Below are 19,018 nucleotides of genomic sequence, written 5' to 3' on the forward strand. Positions count from 1 at the left end.
GGGTCAGGGGAGGGGGTCGGGGGCGACGAGGCGGTCGCGCAGCGCCTGGTCGCGGGCGAGCCGGGCGGAGTCGCGGCGCCGGCGCTCGGCGACGACGGCGGCCAGCACGTACTCGGGGTGGTAGCCGGGTGGCGGCTCGGGGGCGACATGGGTCATCGTCTCGCGCAGGAGCTGGACGGCCATCGGCACCCGGGCCTCCGGGGACAGGGTGGCGGCCCGGGCGAGGAATTGCCGGATGGCGACGGTGAGCCCCGACGGCAGCGCGGTGACGTCGGCCGCGGAGGCCCACGCCGCGAGCGGCGGCGGCATCTGCGGCGGCCGCGGCAGCTGGAGCCGGGCCCGGGTGGAGACGACGTACGTCCCCGCCGCGAGGTCGCCGAGGCGCTTGCTGCGGCCGTTGACCGCCGACGTCACGAGCGCCGGCACCCCGAGCATGCTGTAGATCTCGACGAACCCGACGAGCGCCCGGGTGATGGCGTGCCGCGAGGTGATGGGCCCGCCGTCGTCGCGGACCGCCCGGAGCCCGAAGACGAGCTTGCCGAGGGTGCGGCCGCGGGTGACGGTCTCGACCGCGGCCGGGAAGGCGACGGCGACGAGGACGAACCCGACGAGCCCCACGGCCGTGCCGACCGCGTCCGAGGCGTTCTGGACGAGGTACCCGACGCCCCAGGTGACGCCGACGAGGAGGGCCAGGGCCACGACGAGGTCGACCAGCCCGCTCCCGGCCCGGTGCATCGTCCCGGCCACGGGCAGCTCGACGGCCACGCCCTCCCCGGTGACGACGTCCTCGGACGCGTAGGCCCGGTAGGACGCCGGACCCCCGTACTCGCTCACCGGGCCAGGCTAGCCGCGCTCCATCCGCCGCGGCGGCCGGTCCGGCCGGTGAGGTCCGGCGCCCGGTCCGGGCGGGTGTGCCCTCGCGGCCGCCGGTCGTCTCCTAGGCTGGACCCGTGGACCTCGACGCGTACGTCGCCGCGCACAGCGCCCAGTGGCGCCGGCTCGAGGAGCTCGTCGGGCGGCGCCGGCTCACCGGCTCCGAGGCCGACGAGCTGCTCGACCTCTACCAGCGGACCTCCACGCACCTGTCCGTCGTCCGGTCGGCGAGCCCCGACCCGGGGGTCGTCGCGTACCTGTCCTCGCTGCTGGCCCGCGCCCGCCTGGCGACGGCGGGCCGCCGGACGGCCTCCTGGCGCTCCTTCACCGGGTTCTTCACGGCGACCTTCCCCGCGGCCCTGTACCGGCTGCGCTGGTGGTGGGTCTCCGTGGCGCTCGTCAACGTCGCGTTCGCGTTCGTCGTCGGCTGGTACGCCTACCGGAACCCGCGGGTGTGGACCTCGCAGATGACCCCGGAGCAGATCCAGCAGTTCGTCGGCACCGACTTCGAGCAGTACTACTCCGAGTACGCGCACCTGGACTTCACCGGCCTGGTGTGGACGAACAACGCCTGGGTGGCGGCGCTGTGCATCGCGCTGGGCGTCCTCGGGCTGCCCGTCGTGTTCATCCTCGCGAGCAACGTCGTCAACGTCGGTGTCGCCGGGGCCCTCATGGCCTACCACGGGCGGACGGCGCTGTTCTTCGGCCTCATCCTCCCGCACGGGCTGCTCGAGCTCACGGCCATCTTCGTCGCCGGCGCCGCCGGCCTGCGCATCTTCTGGGCCTGGCTGAGCCCCGGACCCGTGCCCCGTGGGCGGTCCCTGGCCCGCGAGGCCCGCACCTCGGTCGGGATCGCGCTCGGGCTGGTCGCCGTGCTGTTCGTCAGCGGAGTCATCGAGGGCTTCGTCACCCCGTCCGGGCTGCCGACCTGGGCCCGGATCGCCATCGGCGTCCTCGCCGAGACCGCGTTCGTCCTCTACGTCTTCGTCGTCGGCCGGTCGGCCGCGGCCCGGGGCGTCACCGGCGACGTCACGCGGCGCGACTCCGGCGACGTCGTCCCCGTCGCGGCCTGAAGGGACAAGGCCGCCCCGGACCCGGGTCCGGTCAGAGCAGGCCCTGGCGCTTCAGCGCGAGGTAGTGGTCGGCCAGCCGCACGGGCAGCTCGTCCGGGGGCGCGTCGAGGACGTCGACGCCGAGCCGGCCGAGGGCGCCGGCCGCGGCCTCGCGCAGCGCCGTCGTGCGCTCGGCGGCGGCGGCGGCCCACACCTGCTCGGACCCGTCGCGCGCCGTCCGCATCCGGGCCAGGGCCGGGTCGGAGACCGACGCGACGACGACCCGGTGGTGGGCGACGAGGGCGGGCAGGACCGGGAGCAGGCCCTCCTCGACCGCGGCGGGCTCCAGCGGCGTGAGGAGCACGACGAGCGAGCGGTGCGACGAGCGCGCGACCTCGGCCGCGAGCACGCTCCAGTCGGTCTCGACGACCTGCGGGTCCACCGGCGCCAGGGTGCTGATGACGTCGTGCAGCAGGGTGGCCCGGTCCGAGCCGGTGATGCGGGCCCGCACGGCGCGGTCGCCGGCCAGCACCTGGACCCGGTCGCGGGCGTGCCCGGCGAGGGCGGTGAGCAGGAGAGCGGCGTCCATCGCGGCGTCGAGCCGGGGTGCGTCGTCGACCCGGCCGGCGCTCGTGCGGCCGGTGTCGACGACGACGACGATGCGGCGGTGCTGCTCCGGCTGCCAGGTCCGCACGACGAGGTCACGCCGCCGGGCGGTGGCGCGCCAGTCGATGGAGCGGACGTCGTCGCCGTCGACGTAGTCGCGCAGGCTGTCGAACTCGGTGCCCTGGCCCCGCACCCGGACGGCGGCACGCCCGTCGAGCTGCCGGAGCACGGCGAGCCGGCTCGGCAGGTGCCGGCGCGAGGGGAAGGGGTGCAGGACCCGCAGGCGCCCCGGGACCTCGACGCTGCGCTGGCGGGCCGCGAGGCGCAGCGGACCGAGGAGCCGCACGGTGACGCGGTCCGCCGCCCGGTCGCCGCGGCGCGTCGGGACGAGGGCGGTCGTCACCCGGCGGCGCTCACCGGGCGGCACGTCCAGCGGGTGCCGGGCCGGGGTGGCGCCGGCGGAGGGGGGCCAGCCGTCGCGGAGCAGCCCGCGGGCGCGGCGGCGGCCGGTGTTCTCGACGACGAGCGAGGTGCTCGCCCGCTCGCCGAGCCGGACCTGGTCGGCGCCCTCGCGGGTCAGCCGCAGCCCCCCGGGCGCGGCGGCCAGGAGCAGGTCGGCGCCCACGGCGAGCACCCACAGCAGCAGCCACGCCCACAGCGTCGACCCCGCCGGCCGCAGCACGACGGGGACGACCCCGAGGAGGAGCAGCGCCGCGGCGCGCGTCGTCAGGGTCATCAGCGGGGCACGGGCACCGAGGACAGGACGCTGTGCAGCACGGAGGTCACCGACGTGCCCTCGAGCTCGGCCTCCGGACGGAGCATGAGGCGGTGCGCGAGGGTCGCGACGGCCAGGGCCTTGACGTCGTCCGGCGTCACGTAGCCGCGTCCGCTCAGCCAGGCCCAGGCGCGGCTCGTCGCGAGCAGCGCGGTGGCGCCGCGCGGGGAGACCCCGAGGGCCAGGGACGGCGAGGTGCGCGTGGCCCGGGCCAGGTCGACGACGTAGCCGAGAACGGCGTCGGACACCTGCACCTGGCGGACCGCGGCGGCTCCGGCGTCGATGTCGGCCGCGGAGGCGACGGCGCGCAGGCCGGCCGCGGCGAGGTCGCGGGGGTCGAAGCCGGACGCGTGCCGGCGCAGGACGGCGAGCTCGTCGTCGCGCTCGGGCACGGGCAGGACGACCTTGAGCAGGAACCGGTCGAGCTGGGCCTCGGGCAGCGGGTAGGTGCCCTCGTACTCGACGGGGTTCTGGGTGGCGGCGACGAGGAAGGGCCCGGGGAGCCCGTGCGGGGTGCCGTCGACGGTCACCTGCCGCTCCTCCATGGCCTCCAGCAGGGCGGACTGGGTCTTCGGCGGCGTCCGGTTGATCTCGTCGGCGAGCAGCAGGTTGGTGAAGACCGGCCCCGGGCGGAACTCGAACTCGCCGTCCCGGGCGTCGAAGACGAGCGAGCCGGTGAGGTCGCCGGGCATGAGGTCGGGCGTGAACTGGACGCGCTTGGTGCCGACGTCGAGGGAGGCCGCGAGCGAGCGGACGAGGAGGGTCTTGGCGACGCCGGGCACGCCCTCGAGGAGGATGTGGCCGCGGCAGAGCAGCGCGACGAGCATCCCCGCGACCGCGGCGCCCTGGCCGACGACGGCCTTGCCGACCTCGTCGCGGACGGCGACCAGCGCCTCGCGGGCGTCGGCCGCCTGGGGCTGCGGGGTGGAGCGGCCGGCGGAGGCGGGGCGCTCGTCCTCGGGGCGGGCGGGTGCCGGTGGGCCGGGCTCGGCGGGGGCGGCGGTCGGGACCGGCTCGGTGGGCGGGGAGGACCCCGCGGGCTCGGGCGTCCCTGGCCGCTCGTCCGGGGTGGGGGGCGTGTCGGTCATGGCGTGCGGACCTTCTCCTCGAGGTGGGCGAGCTGCTGGGCGGTGCGGACGAGGGCGGCCTCGTCCTGGGGCGGGGCGTCCCGCAGGAGGGCGTCGAGCTCGGTGGCCGGGACGCCGGTGGCGTCGGAGACGGCGGCGACGAGCTCGGGGAGACCGCCGCCGGGCGGGAGTCCCAGCCGGGCGGCGAGCCGGGTCCGGGTGGCGTGCCGCAGGACGGCCGCGGCCCGCGCGTCGGCCCGGGCGGCGCGGTAGAGCTCGGCGCGGCTCTCGGTGGTCTCGGTGGCCCGGACGACGACGGGCAGCGGCTCCGGGACGAGCCGGCCGAGCCGGCGGCCGCGGGCGACGGCGAAGGCGAGGAAGGCCAGGGCGCCGAGCCAGACCACGAGCCCGAGCCACGAGGGCCACACCGCGCCCTCGTCGGCGGGGGTCGGGTTCTCGGTGAGGTCGTCGGCGGTCGGGTGGTACCAGACGAGCCGGGGCGAGGCGCCGAGGAGCCGGACGACGAGGCCCGCGTGGTCGGCCTCGGTGACGAAGCGGTTCGTCGCGGCGTCGGGGAAGCCGACGAGGGTGACCGGGGCGTGCGCGGGGGAGGCCGGCAGGTCGACCGCGGCCCACAGCCGCGGGGACCCGGGCCCGTCGGGGGCGGCCGGGTAGCAGCCGACCGACCCGGCGGGCAGCCGGTCTCCGCTGGGGCCGAACACCCAGGACCAGCGGGCGACGGTGTCGCCGTCCTGGACCCACGGGACCCGGCAGTCGGCGGCGGAGACCTCGTCGCCGGAGCGGGTCGCGGTGACGCCGAGGTCGAGCTCGGGCAGGACGTCCGGGGCGCCGTCGAGGAAGACGACGCGGTCGGCGCCGCGGGTCGAGGCGAGCAGCCGCCGAGCGGCGGTGGAGCCGAGCAGGCTGGAGTTGCCGACGACCACCGTCGTCCCGGACCCGTCGCCGGCGGCGTCGATCGCCTCCTGCGCGGTGCCGGCGACCTCGACGTCGATGCCCTGGTCGCGCAGCACCTCGACGAGGGCGCGGGTGCCGCCCTGGCCGGTGCCGTCCGGGTGGAGGTAGTCGTCGGGGGGAGAGGAGCCGGCGGCGAGGGCGATGAGGACGCCACCGAGCACCACCGCGACCACCCAGAGGGCGACGCCGCGCACCCGGCGCACCGCCGACGGCGAGGCGCCGGAGGCCGGGGAGCGCGTCGCCTCCGGGGCGGCCGTCGGGGCCGGGGCCGTCATGCGCTCGCCCCCGTGCGGGGCCGGTCGGGCCGGGCGGCGGCGACGCGCTCCTCGAGGGCGACGACGCCGCGGGCCTGCTCGGCCGTCGCGTGCCGCTCGCCGTACCGGACGGCGTCGAAGGCGTCCGCGGCGGCGATGAGCGCGGCGTCCTCGCCGGGGAAGGGCGTGGCCAGCGTCACCGCGACCTCGTGGGCGGTGCGGCCGGGGGCGTCGTCGACGATCACCCGTTCGACGGCGCCGCGGGCGACGGCCCGCAGCCCGTCGAGCACGGCGGTGTCCCAGTCGCCCCGGTCCAGCGCGTCACGCGCCTGGCGGCGCAGCGTGGCCGCGGGCACGTCCGGGACGTCGAGCACGCCACGCCCCCGGCCGCTGCCGGACTCGCCGACGTCGCGGCGCAGCACCCGGACGAGCACGAGGGCCAGCACGGCGAGGACGAGCCCGACGGCGATCGGGACGAAGACCGAGGGCAGGCCGGTGCGCGGGCCGCTGTCCAGCAGCCGCTCGACGAGCTCGCGGAAGCGGTCGAGGAGGCCGGGCTGCTCGTGGTAGCGCGGGCTCGTCAGCTCCTGCTCCAGCCAGCGGCGTGCCTCGTCGGACGACGGGTCCAGCGGGGCGTCCCGGACCAGGGCGGGGAGGACCGACACGCCGCTCAGGCGCCGACGACCGGCCACGGGGGCTCGGCCGCCCCCTGCGCCGCACGGATGAGGCGGACGTCGAGACCCTCGCGGCGGATGCGCAGGTCGACGTAGAGCAGGGCGTCGACGCCGGAGCTGAAGGGGGTCGCGAGGGCGCCGGTGACGAGCCCGGTGATGCCGGAGATGACGGTCTGGAGGACGAGGAACGCCGAGCCGGTCGGGTCGTCGCCGAGGAAGGCCGTGGCACCGAGGGTGAGGAGGAGGCTGATGGGGATGGTGACGACGGCGGCCGCGATGCCGACGATGACCCCGGTGAGCAGGCGGATCCCGAACACCCGCCAGAACGCGCCCGTGAGCGGGCCGCCGACGAGGGACCACGAGCGGCGCAGCGAGGCGAGGACCCCGAGCCGCTCGAGGACGATCGCGGGCGTGGCGAAGGTCCAGCGGACGAGGACGACGAACGCGACGAGGATCCAGAGCAGGACCCCGAGGGCGACGAGGCCGATGACCAGGCCCCGCCCGCCGGCGCCCGCCGAGTCGGCGTAGACCGCGATGGCGATGGGCACGCCGAGGCACACCACGGCGATGAGCAGGGACGCGAGCATCGTCACGAGGACCGCGCCGATCATCCGCAGCACCACGCCGCGGGTGCCCTGCCAGGTCTGCCCCATCGTCACCTTGCGCCCGAGCACCGCCTGGCCGACGACCCAGGCCAGGAAGCCGGCGAGGAGGATCTGGGAGAAGAACTGTCCGAGCGCGGGGAGGTAGAGGCCGAGCAGGCCGAGGCCCAGACCACTCGGGAGGGTGTCGGAGGCGGCGGCGGAGCCGTCGAAGATGTCGAAGCTGCTCTGCCCGGACAGCCACGCGCCGAGCGCCGTCGTCGGCAGGAGGAAGACGAAGGTCGTCACCGCCGCGAGGCCGATCGTGGCGCCGGGGTTGCCGCGCACGGTCGTGAAGACGCCGCTGTAGAGGTCGCCGAGGGTGAGCGGGCGCAGGGCGATGATCCCGGGGCGGACGTCCATGCGCGCGAAGGGCCGGCCCGGCTGCCCGGGTGGGCCGGGCGGGTGGCCCGGTCCGTCGCCGCCGACGGTGCCGGGGGCCGGGTAGCCCGCGGGCGGGTGGCCCGGCGGCGGGTAGCCGCCCGGTGCGGACCCGGGGGGCGCCGACCCGGGCGGCGGGAGGGCGCCGGACGGCGGCCCGGACACCGGCCGGGCGGGCTCGGTGGGGCCGGACGAGCCGGGTGCCACCCACGGCTGGTCGGTCATCGGCGGTCCCCCTCGTGCAGCACGGCGCCACCTTAACCGAGCAGGGTGCGCTCCACCCCGGAGGCACGGGAACCCGTGGCGCCCAGGGCCGTCTGGCGGGCGACGATGCCCGGCTCGGCGCGCATGAGGCGCCAGCCGCGGCGGACGAGGACCAGGGGCGGCTTGCGGCGCTCGGACAGGTCGCGGGCGAGGCGCCGGGCGAAGGTCACGGCCGGCCGGTGGTGCACGCACCAGGCGCTGTGCAGCAGCCCGGCCTCGTCCAGACGGGCGACGACCTCGGCGGCGAAGATGCCCTCGGCGAGGACGAGGTCGTCCGGGCCCGCGGTGAGTGCCCGGCTCCCGACGGCGCGGCTGCGGCCGAGGTCGTAGACGGGGGTGTCGCAGCGGCCGGTGCGGACGAGCTGGTCCAGGGCGGCGACCGCGCGGTCGGCGTCCCAGCTGTCGGGGTGGTCCCAGTCGACGATGCCGAGGTCGGCACGCCGGGGGAGGCGGGGGTCGTCGCCGTCGCGGTAGAAGTCGTCGAGGCGGAAGACCGGCCAGCCCCGGGCCCGGTGCAGCCGCTCGGCGAGGCGCGACTTGCCGGCGCCGCTCGGGCCGGCGAGCACGACGACCCGGCCGGTGTCGGGGGAGCGCGACGCCGAGTCCTCGTCCCTCGCCCGCTCACCCACGGGTGGGCAGTCTAGGCCGACCCGCGGGCCGCCGTCCTCACCCCTCCTCGCCGGTGGCGCAGGCGGCGAGGACGGCGGCGAGCTCACCCGGCCGGCTCCACATCGGCCAGTGCCCGGTGGGGAGGTCGACGAGGTCCACGTCCTCGAGGGTGGCCACCTCGGCCATCATCGGATGCCCCGCGGCGGCCATCGCGCGGACCTGCTCGGCGCCGAGGGAGCAGCAGACGAGCGTGGCCGGGACGGCCCGACGGGCGGGGTTCGTCAGCGGGGTGGCAGCGCGCAGCACCGGGCCGGGCTCGGGGACGGCGCGCTCGCGGAAGGTGGCCAGGGCGGCCTCGTCCAGGCCGTCCAGCGACGCCTGCCGGCCGAGGTCCGGAAACGGCGGCAGCGGGAGCTCGACGACGTCGGCGGGCAGGTCGGGGAGGAGGACGGCGCCCGCCGCCACCGGTCCGCTGTCGACCCAGACGACCCGGGCGACGAGGTCCGGCCGCCGGTCCAGGACGAGCGTCGCCGGGTGGTTGGCGCCGCTGTGGGCGACGAGCGTCACCGGGCTCCCGGCGGTGCCGGCCGCCTGCTCGCAGACGGCGAGCAGGGCCGCGGCCTGGTCCTCCAGGTCGCGCGAGGCGCGAGCGGTGTCACCGGGGTCGAGACCCGGCAGGGTGACGGCGTGGACGGTGAGGCCGCGGTCCTCCAGGTCCGCGCGGACGGCGTCCCAGGCCCAGGCGCCGAGCCAATGCCCGGGGACGAGGACGAGCGGTGAGGTGGTCGTGGTGGTGTCCATGCCTCGCATCCTCAGGCCGCGGCCGGACGACCCCGTGTCACTATTCGTGGCACTTTCTGTGCCATCGTCGTGGGGTGAACCGCGCCGAACGACTCCACGCCCTCACCGAGTCGCTGCGCCGTGCGGGCCCGGGCGGCCGGACGGCCGAGCGGCTGGCCGAGGACTTCGGGGTCTCCGTTCGCACCGTGAAGCGCGACCTGGCCGCCCTCGCCGCCGCCGGCCTGCCGGTGTGGGGTCGGACCGGACCGGGCGGCGGGTACGGCCTCGCCGAGCGGGCGAGCCTGCCGCCGGTGACGCTGACCCCCGGGCAGGCCGTCGCCCTCGCCGCGGCCGTGGCGGCGACGCCGCACGCGCCGTACGCGGACGCCGGCCGGGCCGCGGTGCGCAAGGTCCTCGACGTCCTCGACCCCGGGACGCGCCACCGGGCGCGGCGGCTGGCGGACCGGGTCTGGGTGGACGTGCCGGACGGTCCGCCGCGCCGGGTGATGTCGCCGCTGGAGGCGGCGATGCTGGACCAGCTCGTCGTCCGGATCGACTACGCCGACCGCGCGGGGACGCGGACGCGCCGCGAGGTCGAGCCGATGATCTTCGCGTGGGCGCACGGCCGCTGGTACCTCGTCGCCTGGTGCCGGCTGCGGCGGGCGGTGCGCTGGTTCGACCTGCGGCGCGTGGAGCGCGCCGTCGCCACCCGGACCCCCTGCACCGGACACGACGTCGGCGAGATCGGGCGTCCCCCGGAGACCGCGGGACCGGTCGCCGACCTCTGAGCGCACCTCGCCGGGGCGGGCGACGTCGGGCGCCGCGGCGCGCCCGCCGGTCAGACCGACGTCCCCGGCTCCAGCCGGGATCCCGCGGGGAGCACGACCCCGGCCCCGACGACGCTGTCGCGGGCCAGCAGCGAGATGTGCCCGTCGACCGCGCGGGTGGCCCGCGAGAGGCGGCCGACCCGCGCGCCGGCGCCGACCCGCACGGCGTCGTCGAGCACGGCGGTCGACACCCGGGCGTCCCGTCCGACGGTGACGCCGGCGAAGAGCACGGAGTCCTCGACGACCGCGCCGGCCTCGACGACGACCCCGGGGCCGAGGACGCTGCGGCGCACCGTCCCGGCGATGCGGCACCCGCTGCTGACGACGGCGTCGGCCAGCTCGGACCCGGCCTCGACGCGGGCGGCCGGACGCTCGGGCCAGCGGGTGAGGATCGGCCAGCCCGGTCGGCCGACGGCGTCCACGCGTCCGGCGAGCAGGTCGCGGTGGGCGGCGAGGTAGGCCGCCGGGGTGCCGAGGTCGGCCCAGTAGCCCTCCAGCGGCCAGGAGCGCACCCGGCCGCGGTCGACGAGCCGGGGGAGGAGGTGCTCCCCGAAGTCGCCGATGCCCGTGCTGCCGTCGGCGTCGCCGGGAGCGAGCTCGGCCCGCAGGTCCTCCAGGGTGCGCAGGAGCACGTCGGGGTCGAAGACGAAGACCTCCGCCGCGATGACGGTGCCGCGGGGACGGTCGGGCTTCTGGTGCACCGACGTCACCCGCCGGCCGCGGGTGCTGACGACCGTCTTCTCCGCCGCCGTGCTCCGGGTGACCTCCGTCGTCACCACCGTGCACTCGCTCCCCTGCCCGAGGTGGTCCTCGACGACCGGACGCAGGTCCAGCGCCATCACCTGGTCGGCGCTCATGACGACGACGGCGTCCGGGGCGAAACGGCGGATCTCGTCGGCGTAGCGGTGCAGGTCGTCGCCGTTGCCCGCCGAGAACCCCTCGACGGCGGGGGAGGCCGACCCCTCCTCGGGGACGAGCCAGCGCAGCCCGCCGCGGGTGCGGTCCAGGTCCCACGGCCGCCCCGACGCCAGGTGTCGGTGCAGGGTCCCGGCCTGGTACTGCACCGAGAGCCACACGTCGGCGATCCCGCTGTGGGCGAGGTTGCTCAGGGCGAAGTCGACGAGCTGGTAGGCCCCGGCGAACGGCAGCGCCGGCTTGGCCCGCTCCCGCGTCAGCACGTCCATCCGCGAGCCCCGACCACCGGCCAGGACCACTCCGAGGACCCTCGTCGTCGACCGCACGTGCCCACTGTGCCCCACCCCACCCCCCACCCGAACTTTCTCGCCTGATCCCTCGACCTTCGGGTTCGCGCACCTTCGGAGGGTGCGCGAACCCGAAGGTTCCGGGATCAGGCGAGAAAGTTGCCGACGGGGGTCGGGCGGGAGAGTGCCGGGGTGGGGGAGTGCGGGGGCGGGGAAGTGCGGGGGGAGGGGGAGGGGGTCAGCGGCCCTTGGGGTGCCAGACGGTCTTGGTCTCGAGGAACGCCGACAGGCGCGAGAGGTCGGGCGTGGGGCCGAAGTCCGGCTCGACCGCCGTCGCGCCGGTGCCGCCGGGGCGCAGCACCCGCTTGAGGTTCTCGGCGGCGGCCAGCTCGAGCCCGCCCCAGTCGACGCCGTCGGCGTCCGCGGCGCCGGTGAGGTCGATGGCGTTGACGTCCCGGTGCGACGCGAGCCACGGCGCGACCTCGGCGGTCCGGCCGGTGACCACGTTGACGACCCCGCCCGGCACGTCCGAGGTCGCGAGACACTCGGCGAGGTCGACGGCCGGCAGCGGCCGCGCCTGCGACGCGAGCACGACGCAGGTGTTGCCCGACACGATGACCGGCGCGAGCACGGACACCAGCCCGAGGAGGGAGGACGCCTGCGGGGCGAGCACGGCGACGACGCCCGTCGGCTCCGGCGCCGAGATGTCGAAGTACGGCCCGGCGACGGGGTTGAGCCCGCCGAGGACCTGCGCGTACTTGTCGGACCAGCCCGCGTACCAGACCCACCGGTCGATGGCGGCGGAGACGACGGCCTCGGCCCGCGCGGCGGTGAGCCCCTCGGAGTCGCGGACGTCCGAGACCAGCTGGGCCCGCCGGCCCTCCATGACCTCGGCGACCCGGTACAGCACCTGCCCGCGGTTGTACGCGGTGGCCGACGCCCACCCGGGCTGGGCCTTGCGGGCCGCGACGACGGCGTCGCGCGCGTCCTTGCGCGACCCCTGCGCCGCGTTGGCGAGGAAGCGCGGGGTCGACCGGCGGCCGGTCGGGGCGGCCAGCACCTCGTAGGAGCGGCCGCTCTCGGACCGGGGGAACGCGCCCCCGATGTAGAGCTTGTACGTCTTGCGGACGTCGACCCGCGTGCTCACTGCCCACCACCCGTCGTCACGTAGGCCTCGAGCCCGTGCCGGCCGCCCTCGCGGCCGTAGCCGGACTCCTTGTAGCCGCCGAAGGGCGAGGTCGGGTCGAACTTGTTGAAGGTGTTGGCCCACACGACCCCGGCCCTCAGCTGGTCGGCCATCCAGAGGATGCGGCTGCCCTTCTCGGTCCAGACGCCGGCCGACAGCCCGTACGGGGTGTTGTTGGCCTTGGCGACCGCCTCGCCCGGCGTGCGGAAGGTGAGCACCGAGACGACCGGCCCGAAGATCTCCTCCTGGGCGATCCGGTGCGTCTGCGCGACGCCCGAGAACACCGTCGGCCGGAACCAGTACCCGTGCGCGGGCAGCTCGCAGCCGGAGTCCCAGCGCTCGGCGCCCTCGGCCTCCCCGGCCTCGGTGAGCGCCTGAATGCGCTCCAGCTGCGCCTTGCTGTTGATGGCGCCGACGTCGGTGTTCTTGTCCATCGGGTCGCCGACGCGCAGCGTCCCCAGCCGCCGCTTGAGGCGCCGCAGCACCTCGTCGGCGACGTTCTCCTGGACGAGGAGCCGGCTGCCGGCGCAGCACACGTGGCCCTGGTTGAAGAAGATGCCGGTGACGATGCCCTCGACGGCCTGGTCGATCGCGGCGTCGTCGAAGACGATGTTCGCGCCCTTGCCGCCGAGCTCCAGGGTCGCCCTCTTCCGGGTCCCGGCGATGGAGCGGGCGATCATCTTGCCGACCCCGGTGGACCCGGTGAAGGCGAGCTTGTCGATGCCGGGGTGGTCGACGATCGCCTGGCCGGTGGCGCCCGCGCCCGTGACGATGTTGACGACGCCGGGCGGGAGGTCGGCCTGGCGGCAGATCTCGGCGAAGAGCAGCGCGGTGAGCGGCGTCGTCTCGGCCGGCTTGAGGACGACGGTGTTGCCCGTCGCCAGGGCGGGCGCGACCTTCCACGCGAGCATGAGCAGCGGGAAGTTCCACGGGATGACCTGCCCGACGACGCCCACCGGCCGCGGGTTCTCGCCGAGCGAGGCGTAGGACAGCTTGTCGGCCCAGCCCGCGTGGTAGAAGAAGTGCGCCGCGACGAGGGGGATGTCGACGTCGCGGCTCTCCTTGATCGGCTTGCCGTTGTCGAGGGTCTCCAGGACGGCGAGCTCGCGGGCCCGCTCCTGGACGATCCGGGCGATGCGGTACAGGTACTTGCCCCGGTCGGCGCCGCTCATCCGCGACCACACGCGGGTGTAGGCGGTGCGGGCCGCGCGGACCGCGGCGTCGACGTCGTCGGCGCTCGCCTCGGAGACCTCGGAGAGGACCTCCTCGGTGGCGGGGTTGACGGTCTTGAAGGCCGTGCCGCCGGTGGCCTCGACGAACTCGCCGCCGATGAAGAGCCCGTGGCTGCTCGCGATGTCGACGACGGCCCGCGACTCGGGGGCCGGTGCGTACTCGAAGGTGGGCATGTGCGCTGCTGTCCTGCCGTCCGCGTCGGGGTCTGCTGGGCTCGGGGGGTGCTCGGTGGTCAGTAGCCGCTCGGGGCGTCGTCGGCCACGTAGTCGGCACCGGAGTAGGCGCCGGTCGTCATCTTCTGGCGCTGGAGGACGAGGTCGTTGAGCAGCGACGAGGCGCCGAACCGGAACCAGTGGTTGTCCAGCCAGTCCTCGCCCGCGACCTCGTGGACGGTGACGAGGTAGCGGATCGCGTCCTTGCTCGTCCGGATCCCTCCCGCCGGCTTGACGCCGACCTGCTCGCCGGTGAGGTCGCGCCAGTCGCGGACGGCCTCGAGCATGGTCAGGGTCACCGGCAGCGTCGCCGCCGGGGAGATCTTGCCGGTGGAGGTCTTGATGAAGTCGCCGCCGCCGAGCATCGAGAGCCACGAGGCGCGGCGGACGTTGTCGTAGGTCGAGAGCTCGCCGGTCTCCATGATGACCTTGAGCCGGGCCCGCCCGCAGGCCTCCTTGGTCTCGGCGACCTCCCGGAAGACGGCGAGGTAGTCGCCGGCCAGGAAGGCGCCGCGGTCGATGACCATGTCGATCTCGTCGGCGCCGTTCTCGACGGCGTCGCGCACGTCGGCGAGCTTGACGGCGCGGCTGGCGCGACCGCTCGGGAAGGCCGTGGCGACCGCGGCGACCTTGACGTCGGCGTCGCCGAGCGTGTCGCGCGCCACCGGCACCATGTCGCCGTAGACGCACACGGCCGCCGGGCTCGGGGTGGTGCGGTCGCTCGGGTCCGGGACGAGGGCGCGGGTCGCGAGCCCGCGGACCTTGCCCGGGGTGTCGGCGCCCTCGAGGGTCGTGAGGTCGATCATCGAGATGGCGAGGTCGATGGCCCACGCCTTGCTGCTCGTCTTGATCGAGCGCGTCGACAGCCCCGCGGCGCGGGCCTCGCAGCCGACCTGGTCCACCCCCGGCAGGCCGTGCAGCCAGCCCGTGAGGGCCTGGTTGGTCAGGCGCGAGACGCCCAGGAGGTCGCGGGCGCGGGCGGTCGCGTCGACGTCGGTGGCGGTGCTCACCGAAGGGAGTGTACGGGCGCCCCGGGAGGCCGGGAGGCCGGGAACCGGCGACGGGGCGGACGGCGACGACACCGGTGGGGTCGCTCCGGGCCATCGGGGCGGGTCGCGGACGTAGCGTCGGACGATGCGCACGCTGGCCCTCACCCAGAACACGACCCTCGACGCCCGGGCCGAGATGCTCGGCGGCTGGTTCGCCGCCCAGGGCCAGAACCGGGCGGTCGTCGTCGAGAACCGGCGCCAGCGGGAGGAGTCGGACGCCCTGCTCGTCGGGCGGCGGACCTTCGAGGACCTGCGCGGCTACTGGCGCGACCTGGCGGACGACGCCACCGGGGTGTCGGACCACCTCAACGGCGTCGCCAAGTTCGTCGTCTCCTCGACGATGGACGAGCCGGACTGGGCGGGGACGACGGTGCTGCGCGGCGACGTCCTCGAGGAGGTCCGGGCGCTCAAGGCGGCCGACGGCGCCGACATCGTGTGCACCGGGTCGGTCACCCTCTCGCACGCGCTGCTCGAGGCCGGCCTCGTCGACGAGCTGCGGCTGTTCACCTACCCCGTCGTCCAGGGCGCCGGGCGGCCGCTCTTCCCCGACGGCTGGTCGCTCGAGGACGCCGCGCTCGTCGAGGCGCGCGACCTCGACGGCGTGCTGCTCCAGCGGTGGCAGCCGGCGTCCGGGGGCTGACGCCGCCGACCCGGCACCCACGTCGGCGGCGTCCGGTCAGGGACGGGTGGCGGCCTCCAGGTCGGCGCGGACCGCCGCCAGCCGCTCGGCGGCCCGGGCCCGGGCGGCGGCGAGGTCGTCGCCGGTCACCGGCTCGACGACCTCGAGGTAGACCTTGAGCTTCGGCTCGGTGCCGGACGGCCGCACGACGACCCGCGACCCGTCGGCCAGGTGGTAGCGCAGGCCGTCGGTGGGCGGCAGGCCGCCCTCGCCCCGGGCCAGGTCGTCGGCCCGCTCGACGGCGACGCCGGCGACGGCGGTGGGCGGCTCGGCGCGCAGCCGGGCCATCACCCGCTCGATGAGGGAGAGGTCCTCCACCCGCACCGAGAAGGAGTCCGTCGCGTGCACGCCGTGGGTGCGGGCCAGGTCGTCCAGGAGGTCGGGGAGGGTGGCGCCGCGCGCCTTGAGCCCGGCGGCGAGCTCGGCGACGAACAGCGCGGCGGTCACCCCGTCCTTGTCGCGGACGTGCCCGGGGTCGACGCAGTAGCCGAGCGCCTCCTCGTAGCCGTAGCGCAGGCCCTCGACCCGCCCGATCCACTTGAACCCGGTGAGGGTCTCCTCGTGCCGGACCCCGGCGGCGGCGCACATCGCGGCCAGCAGCCGGGAGGAGACGATCGAGCACGCCAGGACCGCGCCCTCGCCGGCGCCGCGGTCCAGGACGTGCGCGCCGAGCAGCGCGCCCACCTCGTCGCCCCGCAGCATCCGCCAGCCGCCGCGGTCGGGCACGGCCACGGCGCAGCGGTCGGCGTCCGGGTCGTTGGCGACGACGAGGTCCGGGCCGGTCTGCTCGGCGAGCTCGAGGGCGGCGTCCATCGCCCCCGGCTCCTCGGGGTTCGGGAAAGAGACGGTGGGGAAGGCGGGGTCGGGCTCGGCCTGCGCGAGGACCGGCACCGGCGCGGGGAAGCCGGCGGCGACGAAGGCGCGCTGTACCGTCTCGGCGCCGACGCCGTGCAGCGCGGTGTGGACGACGGTGACGTCGCGCGGGGTGCCGGGGTCGAGCACCGACACCGCGTCCGCGAGGTAGGCGTCGAGGACCTCGTCGCCGAGGACCTCCCAGCCGGACCCGGGACGGGCGACCGACGCGACGGAGGGGACGGCGGCGATCCGCTCGGCGATGAGCCCGTCGACCGGGGGGACGATCTGCGAGCCGTCGCCGACGTAGACCTTGTACCCGTTGTCCTGCGGCGGGTTGTGCGAGGCCGTGACCATGACGCCCGCGTCGGCCCCCAGGTGGCGGACCGCGTGGGCGAGCACCGGCGTGGGCAGCGGCCGGGGGAGCAGCAGCGCCCGCCCGCCGAGCCCGGTGACGACGGCGCAGGTGTCGGCGGCGAAGACGTCGCTGTCGGTGCGGGCGTCGAACCCGACGACGACGAGGGGGGAGTAGGTGAGGGTGCGCAGGTACGCCGTGAGGCCGGCCGCGGCCCGCACGACGACGGCGCGGTTCATCCGGTTCGGTCCGCCGCCGAGGCGTCCGCGCAGGCCGGCGGTCCCGAACTCGAGCATCCCGGACATGGCGTCGGCGAGCTCGGCGGCGGCCTCGTCCTCGCCCGCCTCCGCCCGGTCGGCGAGGTCGGTCAGCTCGGCGCGGGTCCGCGGGTCGGGGTCGTCGGCGGCCCACGCCCGGGCGGCGGCGACGGGGTCGGTCGGGGCGTCCTCGATGGGTGTGGCGGCCCGGGGGTCCTCGGCGATGTCGGCCATGCCGGGGCGCCTCAGACGAGCCGGACGACGTCGGCGAGCAGCCGGCCGCAGCGGTCGGCGGCGGCCCGCCCGGCCTCGAGGACCTCCTCGTGGCTGAGCGGTGTCGCGGAGATGCCGGCGGCCGCGTTGGTGACGAGCGAGATGCCGAGCACCTCCAGCCCGGCGTGCCGGGCCGCGATGGCCTCCAGGGCCGTCGACATCCCGACGAGGTCGGCGCCGAGCACCTTGGCCATCCGCACCTCGGCCGGGGTCTCGTACTGCGGGCCGCGGAACTGGGCGTAGACGCCCTCGGCCAGGCCCGGGTCGACCTCCTGGGCCAGCGCCCGCAGGCGGGGCGAGTAGAGGTCGGTGAGGTCGACGAACGTCGCGCCCTCCAGCGGGGTGGCGCCCGTGAGGTTGATGTGGTCGGAGATGAGCACCGGGGTGCCGGGTGCCCAGGCCGGGTCGAGCCCGCCGCACCCGTTGGTGAGGACGACGGCCGAGCAGCCCGCGGCCGCCGCGGTGCGGATGCCGTGGACGACCGCCCGCACGCCGCGGCCCTCGTAATAGTGGGTGCGCGTGCCGTAGACCAGGGCCCGCCGACCGGTGTCGCCGACGGCCACCGAGCGCATCGCGCCGGAGTGGCCCTCGACGGCGGCCGCGGCGAAGCCGGGGACGTCGGTGTTCTCGATCGTCGCGAGCGTCTCGCCGACGAGGTCGCCGGCCTGGCCCCACCCGGAGCCGAGGACGAGCGCGACGTCGTGGCGTTCGACGCCGGTGCGCTCGCGGATGACGGCGGCGGCGGCCTCGGCGACCGCGGCCGGGTCGGCGGCGGGGTCGGAGAGGTCGTGGACGGCGGCGGGGTCGGTCACCGGGGAAGCGTACCGACGGCCTCCGACGCCTCCCGGGCCCCCGCGGCAGCCCTCGCGGTGGTCTCGCACTTGCGCCTGCAAGTTGCATGTGCAACTCTTGGCGCATGGCCACCCTCGCGCACGAGCTGCACGTCCTCGTCGGGCTCATGGACCGGCGCGCCGAGCTGCTGCTCGCCCGGTCCGGCGTCGGCCTCACCTACCGGCGCTTCCTCGCCCTCCTCCACGTCGACGAGCTCGACGGCCCGACCCAGCGCGGGCTCGCCGAGCGGCTCGGGTCCAGCGAGGCCGCGACGAGCCGCATGGTCGCCGGGCTCGTGCGCGACGGGCTGCTCGACGCCACCTCCGCCGGCGGCAACCGCCGGACCCTGCGCCTGACCCCCGAGGGCGGACGCCGGCTGGCCGCGGCGGGCGGGGTGCTCGGCGACCGGTTCGACGGGCTCGTGCGCTCCCGCGGCGCCGACCCCGACGCCCTGCTCGCCGTCGTCACCGACCTCGTCGCCGCCCTCTCCGACCTCGTCCACACCCCGGGGACCGGTCCCCGCAGCGCCGACGGCGCGCTCGCCGCCGTCTCCACCGACCCCGACCTCCAGGAGGTCTGACATGCACGCCTGGACCCTGCTCCTCGTCTCGCACGTCGCCGCCGCGCTGGTCTCGGTCGGCCTCGGCGGCGTCCAGCTGCTCCGCCGCAAGGGTGACGCCCGGCACCGGCTCCTCGGCCGGGTGTGGGTGGTCCTCATGCTGTGGACGGCGGTGTCCTCGTTCTGGATCCGGCACCTGCGCGACGGCGCGTTCAGCTGGCTGCACATCCTCAGCCTCGTCACGCTCGTCACCGTCACCCTCGGCGTCCTCGCCATCCGGCGCGGCGACGTCCGCGGCCACCGCGGCAACATGACCGGCAGCTGGCTGGGGTCGGTCATCGCCATGGTCTTCGCCCTGGCGATCCCGGACCGGATGCTGCCGACCTTCGCCGTCACCGACCCCGCGGGGGCCCTCGCCGCACTGGCCGCGGTGGTCGCGACCGTCGTCGTGCTCGTCCTCGCCGGCGACCGGCTCGCGACCGGGGCGCCGCGGCGGCCCGGCGTCCTCGCCCGGCGCTGACCTCGGGACCCGACCCCGGGAGGGACGTCGGA

General features: G+C 76.4%; 19 protein-coding genes. 5 read left to right on the plus strand and 14 right to left on the minus strand.

Features of this window, described 5'->3' with window-relative positions:
* Positions 1-3: 3 nt before the first annotated feature.
* Positions 4-834, minus strand: coding sequence for an RDD family protein (locus EPD83_RS01410; RefSeq protein WP_235950280.1), 831 nt, complete (start codon positions 832-834; stop codon positions 4-6).
* A 116-nt stretch (positions 835-950) separates the two neighbouring features.
* On the opposite strand from EPD83_RS01410, the gene EPD83_RS01415 reads away from it, so the two are divergent.
* On the plus strand, positions 951-1,946 hold the full coding sequence (locus EPD83_RS01415; RefSeq protein WP_128365094.1) for a stage II sporulation protein M: 996 nt from the start codon (positions 951-953) through the stop codon (positions 1,944-1,946).
* Between the two features lie 31 nt (positions 1,947-1,977).
* Here EPD83_RS01415 and EPD83_RS01420 read toward each other — a convergent pair whose 3' ends face one another.
* The 7 genes from EPD83_RS01420 to EPD83_RS01450 are packed head-to-tail and all read right to left on the minus strand — an operon-like array spanning position 1,978 to position 8,972.
* Positions 1,978-3,267, minus strand: coding sequence for a DUF58 domain-containing protein (locus EPD83_RS01420; RefSeq protein ID WP_128365093.1), 1,290 nt, complete (start codon positions 3,265-3,267; stop codon positions 1,978-1,980).
* On the minus strand, positions 3,267-4,394 hold the full coding sequence (locus EPD83_RS01425; protein WP_205859369.1) for an AAA family ATPase: 1,128 nt from the start codon (positions 4,392-4,394) through the stop codon (positions 3,267-3,269). The genes EPD83_RS01420 and EPD83_RS01425 overlap by 1 nt, the downstream gene beginning before the upstream one ends.
* Entirely contained in the window at positions 4,391-5,623 is a 1,233-nt protein-coding gene (locus EPD83_RS01430) for a DUF4350 domain-containing protein (RefSeq protein ID WP_128365091.1), read from the minus strand. Before EPD83_RS01430 ends, EPD83_RS01425 begins: the two co-directional genes overlap by 4 nt.
* Positions 5,620-6,267: a DUF4129 domain-containing protein gene (locus tag EPD83_RS01435; RefSeq protein ID WP_128365090.1), complete on the minus strand. Its 648-nt coding sequence runs from the start codon at positions 6,265-6,267 to the stop codon at positions 5,620-5,622. Before EPD83_RS01435 ends, EPD83_RS01430 begins: the two co-directional genes overlap by 4 nt.
* A gap of 5 nt (positions 6,268-6,272) precedes the next feature.
* Positions 6,273-7,523, minus strand: coding sequence for a glycerophosphoryl diester phosphodiesterase membrane domain-containing protein (locus EPD83_RS01440; RefSeq protein WP_128365088.1), 1,251 nt, complete (start codon positions 7,521-7,523; stop codon positions 6,273-6,275).
* Between the two features lie 32 nt (positions 7,524-7,555).
* On the minus strand, positions 7,556-8,191 hold the full coding sequence (locus EPD83_RS01445) for a uridine kinase family protein (RefSeq protein ID WP_235950281.1): 636 nt from the start codon (positions 8,189-8,191) through the stop codon (positions 7,556-7,558).
* 37 nt (positions 8,192-8,228) lie between these two features.
* The gene (locus EPD83_RS01450) at positions 8,229-8,972 is read right to left on the minus strand and encodes an alpha/beta fold hydrolase (RefSeq protein WP_128365087.1); all 744 of its coding nucleotides are present in this window, start codon (positions 8,970-8,972) and stop codon (positions 8,229-8,231) included.
* 74 nt (positions 8,973-9,046) lie between these two features.
* On the opposite strand from EPD83_RS01450, the gene EPD83_RS01455 reads away from it, so the two are divergent.
* Entirely contained in the window at positions 9,047-9,739 is a 693-nt protein-coding gene (locus tag EPD83_RS01455; RefSeq protein ID WP_128365085.1) for a helix-turn-helix transcriptional regulator, read from the plus strand.
* A gap of 50 nt (positions 9,740-9,789) precedes the next feature.
* On the opposite strand, the gene EPD83_RS01460 is transcribed toward EPD83_RS01455, so the two are convergent.
* The 4 genes from EPD83_RS01460 to deoC all read right to left on the minus strand — a co-directional run bounded on the left by EPD83_RS01460 (position 9,790) and on the right by deoC (position 14,621).
* Positions 9,790-11,019 (minus strand): glucose-1-phosphate adenylyltransferase family protein, encoded by a 1,230-nt coding sequence (locus EPD83_RS01460; protein ID WP_235950282.1) that lies wholly within the window; start codon positions 11,017-11,019, stop codon positions 9,790-9,792.
* Positions 11,020-11,218: 199 nt separating this feature from the next.
* Complete coding sequence (locus EPD83_RS01465; RefSeq protein WP_128365084.1) at positions 11,219-12,127, minus strand: aldehyde dehydrogenase family protein; 909 nt, start codon at positions 12,125-12,127, stop codon at positions 11,219-11,221.
* A complete protein-coding gene (locus tag EPD83_RS01470; RefSeq protein WP_128365082.1) occupies positions 12,124-13,572 on the minus strand; it encodes an aldehyde dehydrogenase family protein in 1,449 nt (482 codons plus the stop codon). Before EPD83_RS01470 ends, EPD83_RS01465 begins: the two co-directional genes overlap by 4 nt.
* A 59-nt stretch (positions 13,573-13,631) precedes the next feature.
* Positions 13,632-14,621 (minus strand): deoxyribose-phosphate aldolase, encoded by a 990-nt coding sequence (gene deoC / locus EPD83_RS01475; RefSeq protein WP_205859370.1) that lies wholly within the window; start codon positions 14,619-14,621, stop codon positions 13,632-13,634.
* A 124-nt stretch (positions 14,622-14,745) separates the two neighbouring features.
* Here deoC and EPD83_RS01480 point away from each other — a divergent pair, with 124 nt between their 5' ends.
* A complete protein-coding gene (locus tag EPD83_RS01480; protein WP_128365080.1) occupies positions 14,746-15,300 on the plus strand; it encodes a dihydrofolate reductase family protein in 555 nt (184 codons plus the stop codon).
* A 36-nt stretch (positions 15,301-15,336) separates the two neighbouring features.
* Here EPD83_RS01480 and EPD83_RS01485 read toward each other — a convergent pair whose 3' ends face one another.
* Positions 15,337-17,037 carry a phospho-sugar mutase gene (locus EPD83_RS01485; protein WP_128365079.1) on the minus strand — a complete coding sequence of 567 codons (1,701 nt, stop codon included), beginning with the start codon at positions 17,035-17,037 and terminating at the stop codon, positions 15,337-15,339.
* An 11-nt stretch (positions 17,038-17,048) separates the two neighbouring features.
* The gene (locus tag EPD83_RS01490; protein ID WP_128365077.1) at positions 17,049-17,888 is read right to left on the minus strand and encodes a purine-nucleoside phosphorylase; all 840 of its coding nucleotides are present in this window, start codon (positions 17,886-17,888) and stop codon (positions 17,049-17,051) included.
* 104 nt (positions 17,889-17,992) lie between these two features.
* On the opposite strand from EPD83_RS01490, the gene EPD83_RS01495 reads away from it, so the two are divergent.
* Together EPD83_RS01495 and EPD83_RS01500 are read left to right on the plus strand one after the other, a co-directional pair.
* Positions 17,993-18,487 carry a MarR family winged helix-turn-helix transcriptional regulator gene (locus EPD83_RS01495; RefSeq protein WP_164896045.1) on the plus strand — a complete coding sequence of 165 codons (495 nt, stop codon included), beginning with the start codon at positions 17,993-17,995 and terminating at the stop codon, positions 18,485-18,487.
* 1 nt (position 18,488) lies between these two features.
* Positions 18,489-18,986 carry a DUF2306 domain-containing protein gene (locus tag EPD83_RS01500; RefSeq protein ID WP_128365074.1) on the plus strand — a complete coding sequence of 166 codons (498 nt, stop codon included), beginning with the start codon at positions 18,489-18,491 and terminating at the stop codon, positions 18,984-18,986.
* The last annotated feature ends 32 nt before the right edge of the window (positions 18,987-19,018 follow it).

The organism is Phycicoccus flavus, from assembly GCF_004025965.2.
Lineage (GTDB): Bacteria > Actinomycetota > Actinomycetes > Actinomycetales > Dermatophilaceae > Phycicoccus > Phycicoccus flavus.

Bases quoted from the DNA above. Each gene is read 5' to 3' on its own strand.
- EPD83_RS01420 (WP_128365093.1), bottom strand. From the start codon at position 3,267: ATGACCCTGACGACGCGCGCCGCGGCGCTGCTCCTCCTCGGGGTCGTC.
- EPD83_RS01425 (WP_205859369.1), bottom strand. From the start codon at position 4,394: ATGACCGACACGCCCCCCACCCCGGACGAGCGGCCAGGGACGCCCGAG.
- EPD83_RS01430 (WP_128365091.1), bottom strand. From the start codon at position 5,623: ATGACGGCCCCGGCCCCGACGGCCGCCCCGGAGGCGACGCGCTCCCCG.
- EPD83_RS01440 (WP_128365088.1), bottom strand. From the start codon at position 7,523: ATGACCGACCAGCCGTGGGTGGCACCCGGCTCGTCCGGCCCCACCGAG.
- EPD83_RS01450 (WP_128365087.1), bottom strand. From the start codon at position 8,972: ATGGACACCACCACGACCACCTCACCGCTCGTCCTCGTCCCCGGGCAT.
- EPD83_RS01470 (WP_128365082.1), bottom strand. From the start codon at position 13,572: ATGCCCACCTTCGAGTACGCACCGGCCCCCGAGTCGCGGGCCGTCGTC.
- EPD83_RS01480 (WP_128365080.1), top strand. From the start codon at position 14,746: ATGCGCACGCTGGCCCTCACCCAGAACACGACCCTCGACGCCCGGGCC.
- EPD83_RS01485 (WP_128365079.1), bottom strand. From the start codon at position 17,037: ATGGCCGACATCGCCGAGGACCCCCGGGCCGCCACACCCATCGAGGAC.
- EPD83_RS01495 (WP_164896045.1), top strand. From the start codon at position 17,993: ATGGCCACCCTCGCGCACGAGCTGCACGTCCTCGTCGGGCTCATGGAC.
- EPD83_RS01500 (WP_128365074.1), top strand. From the start codon at position 18,489: ATGCACGCCTGGACCCTGCTCCTCGTCTCGCACGTCGCCGCCGCGCTG.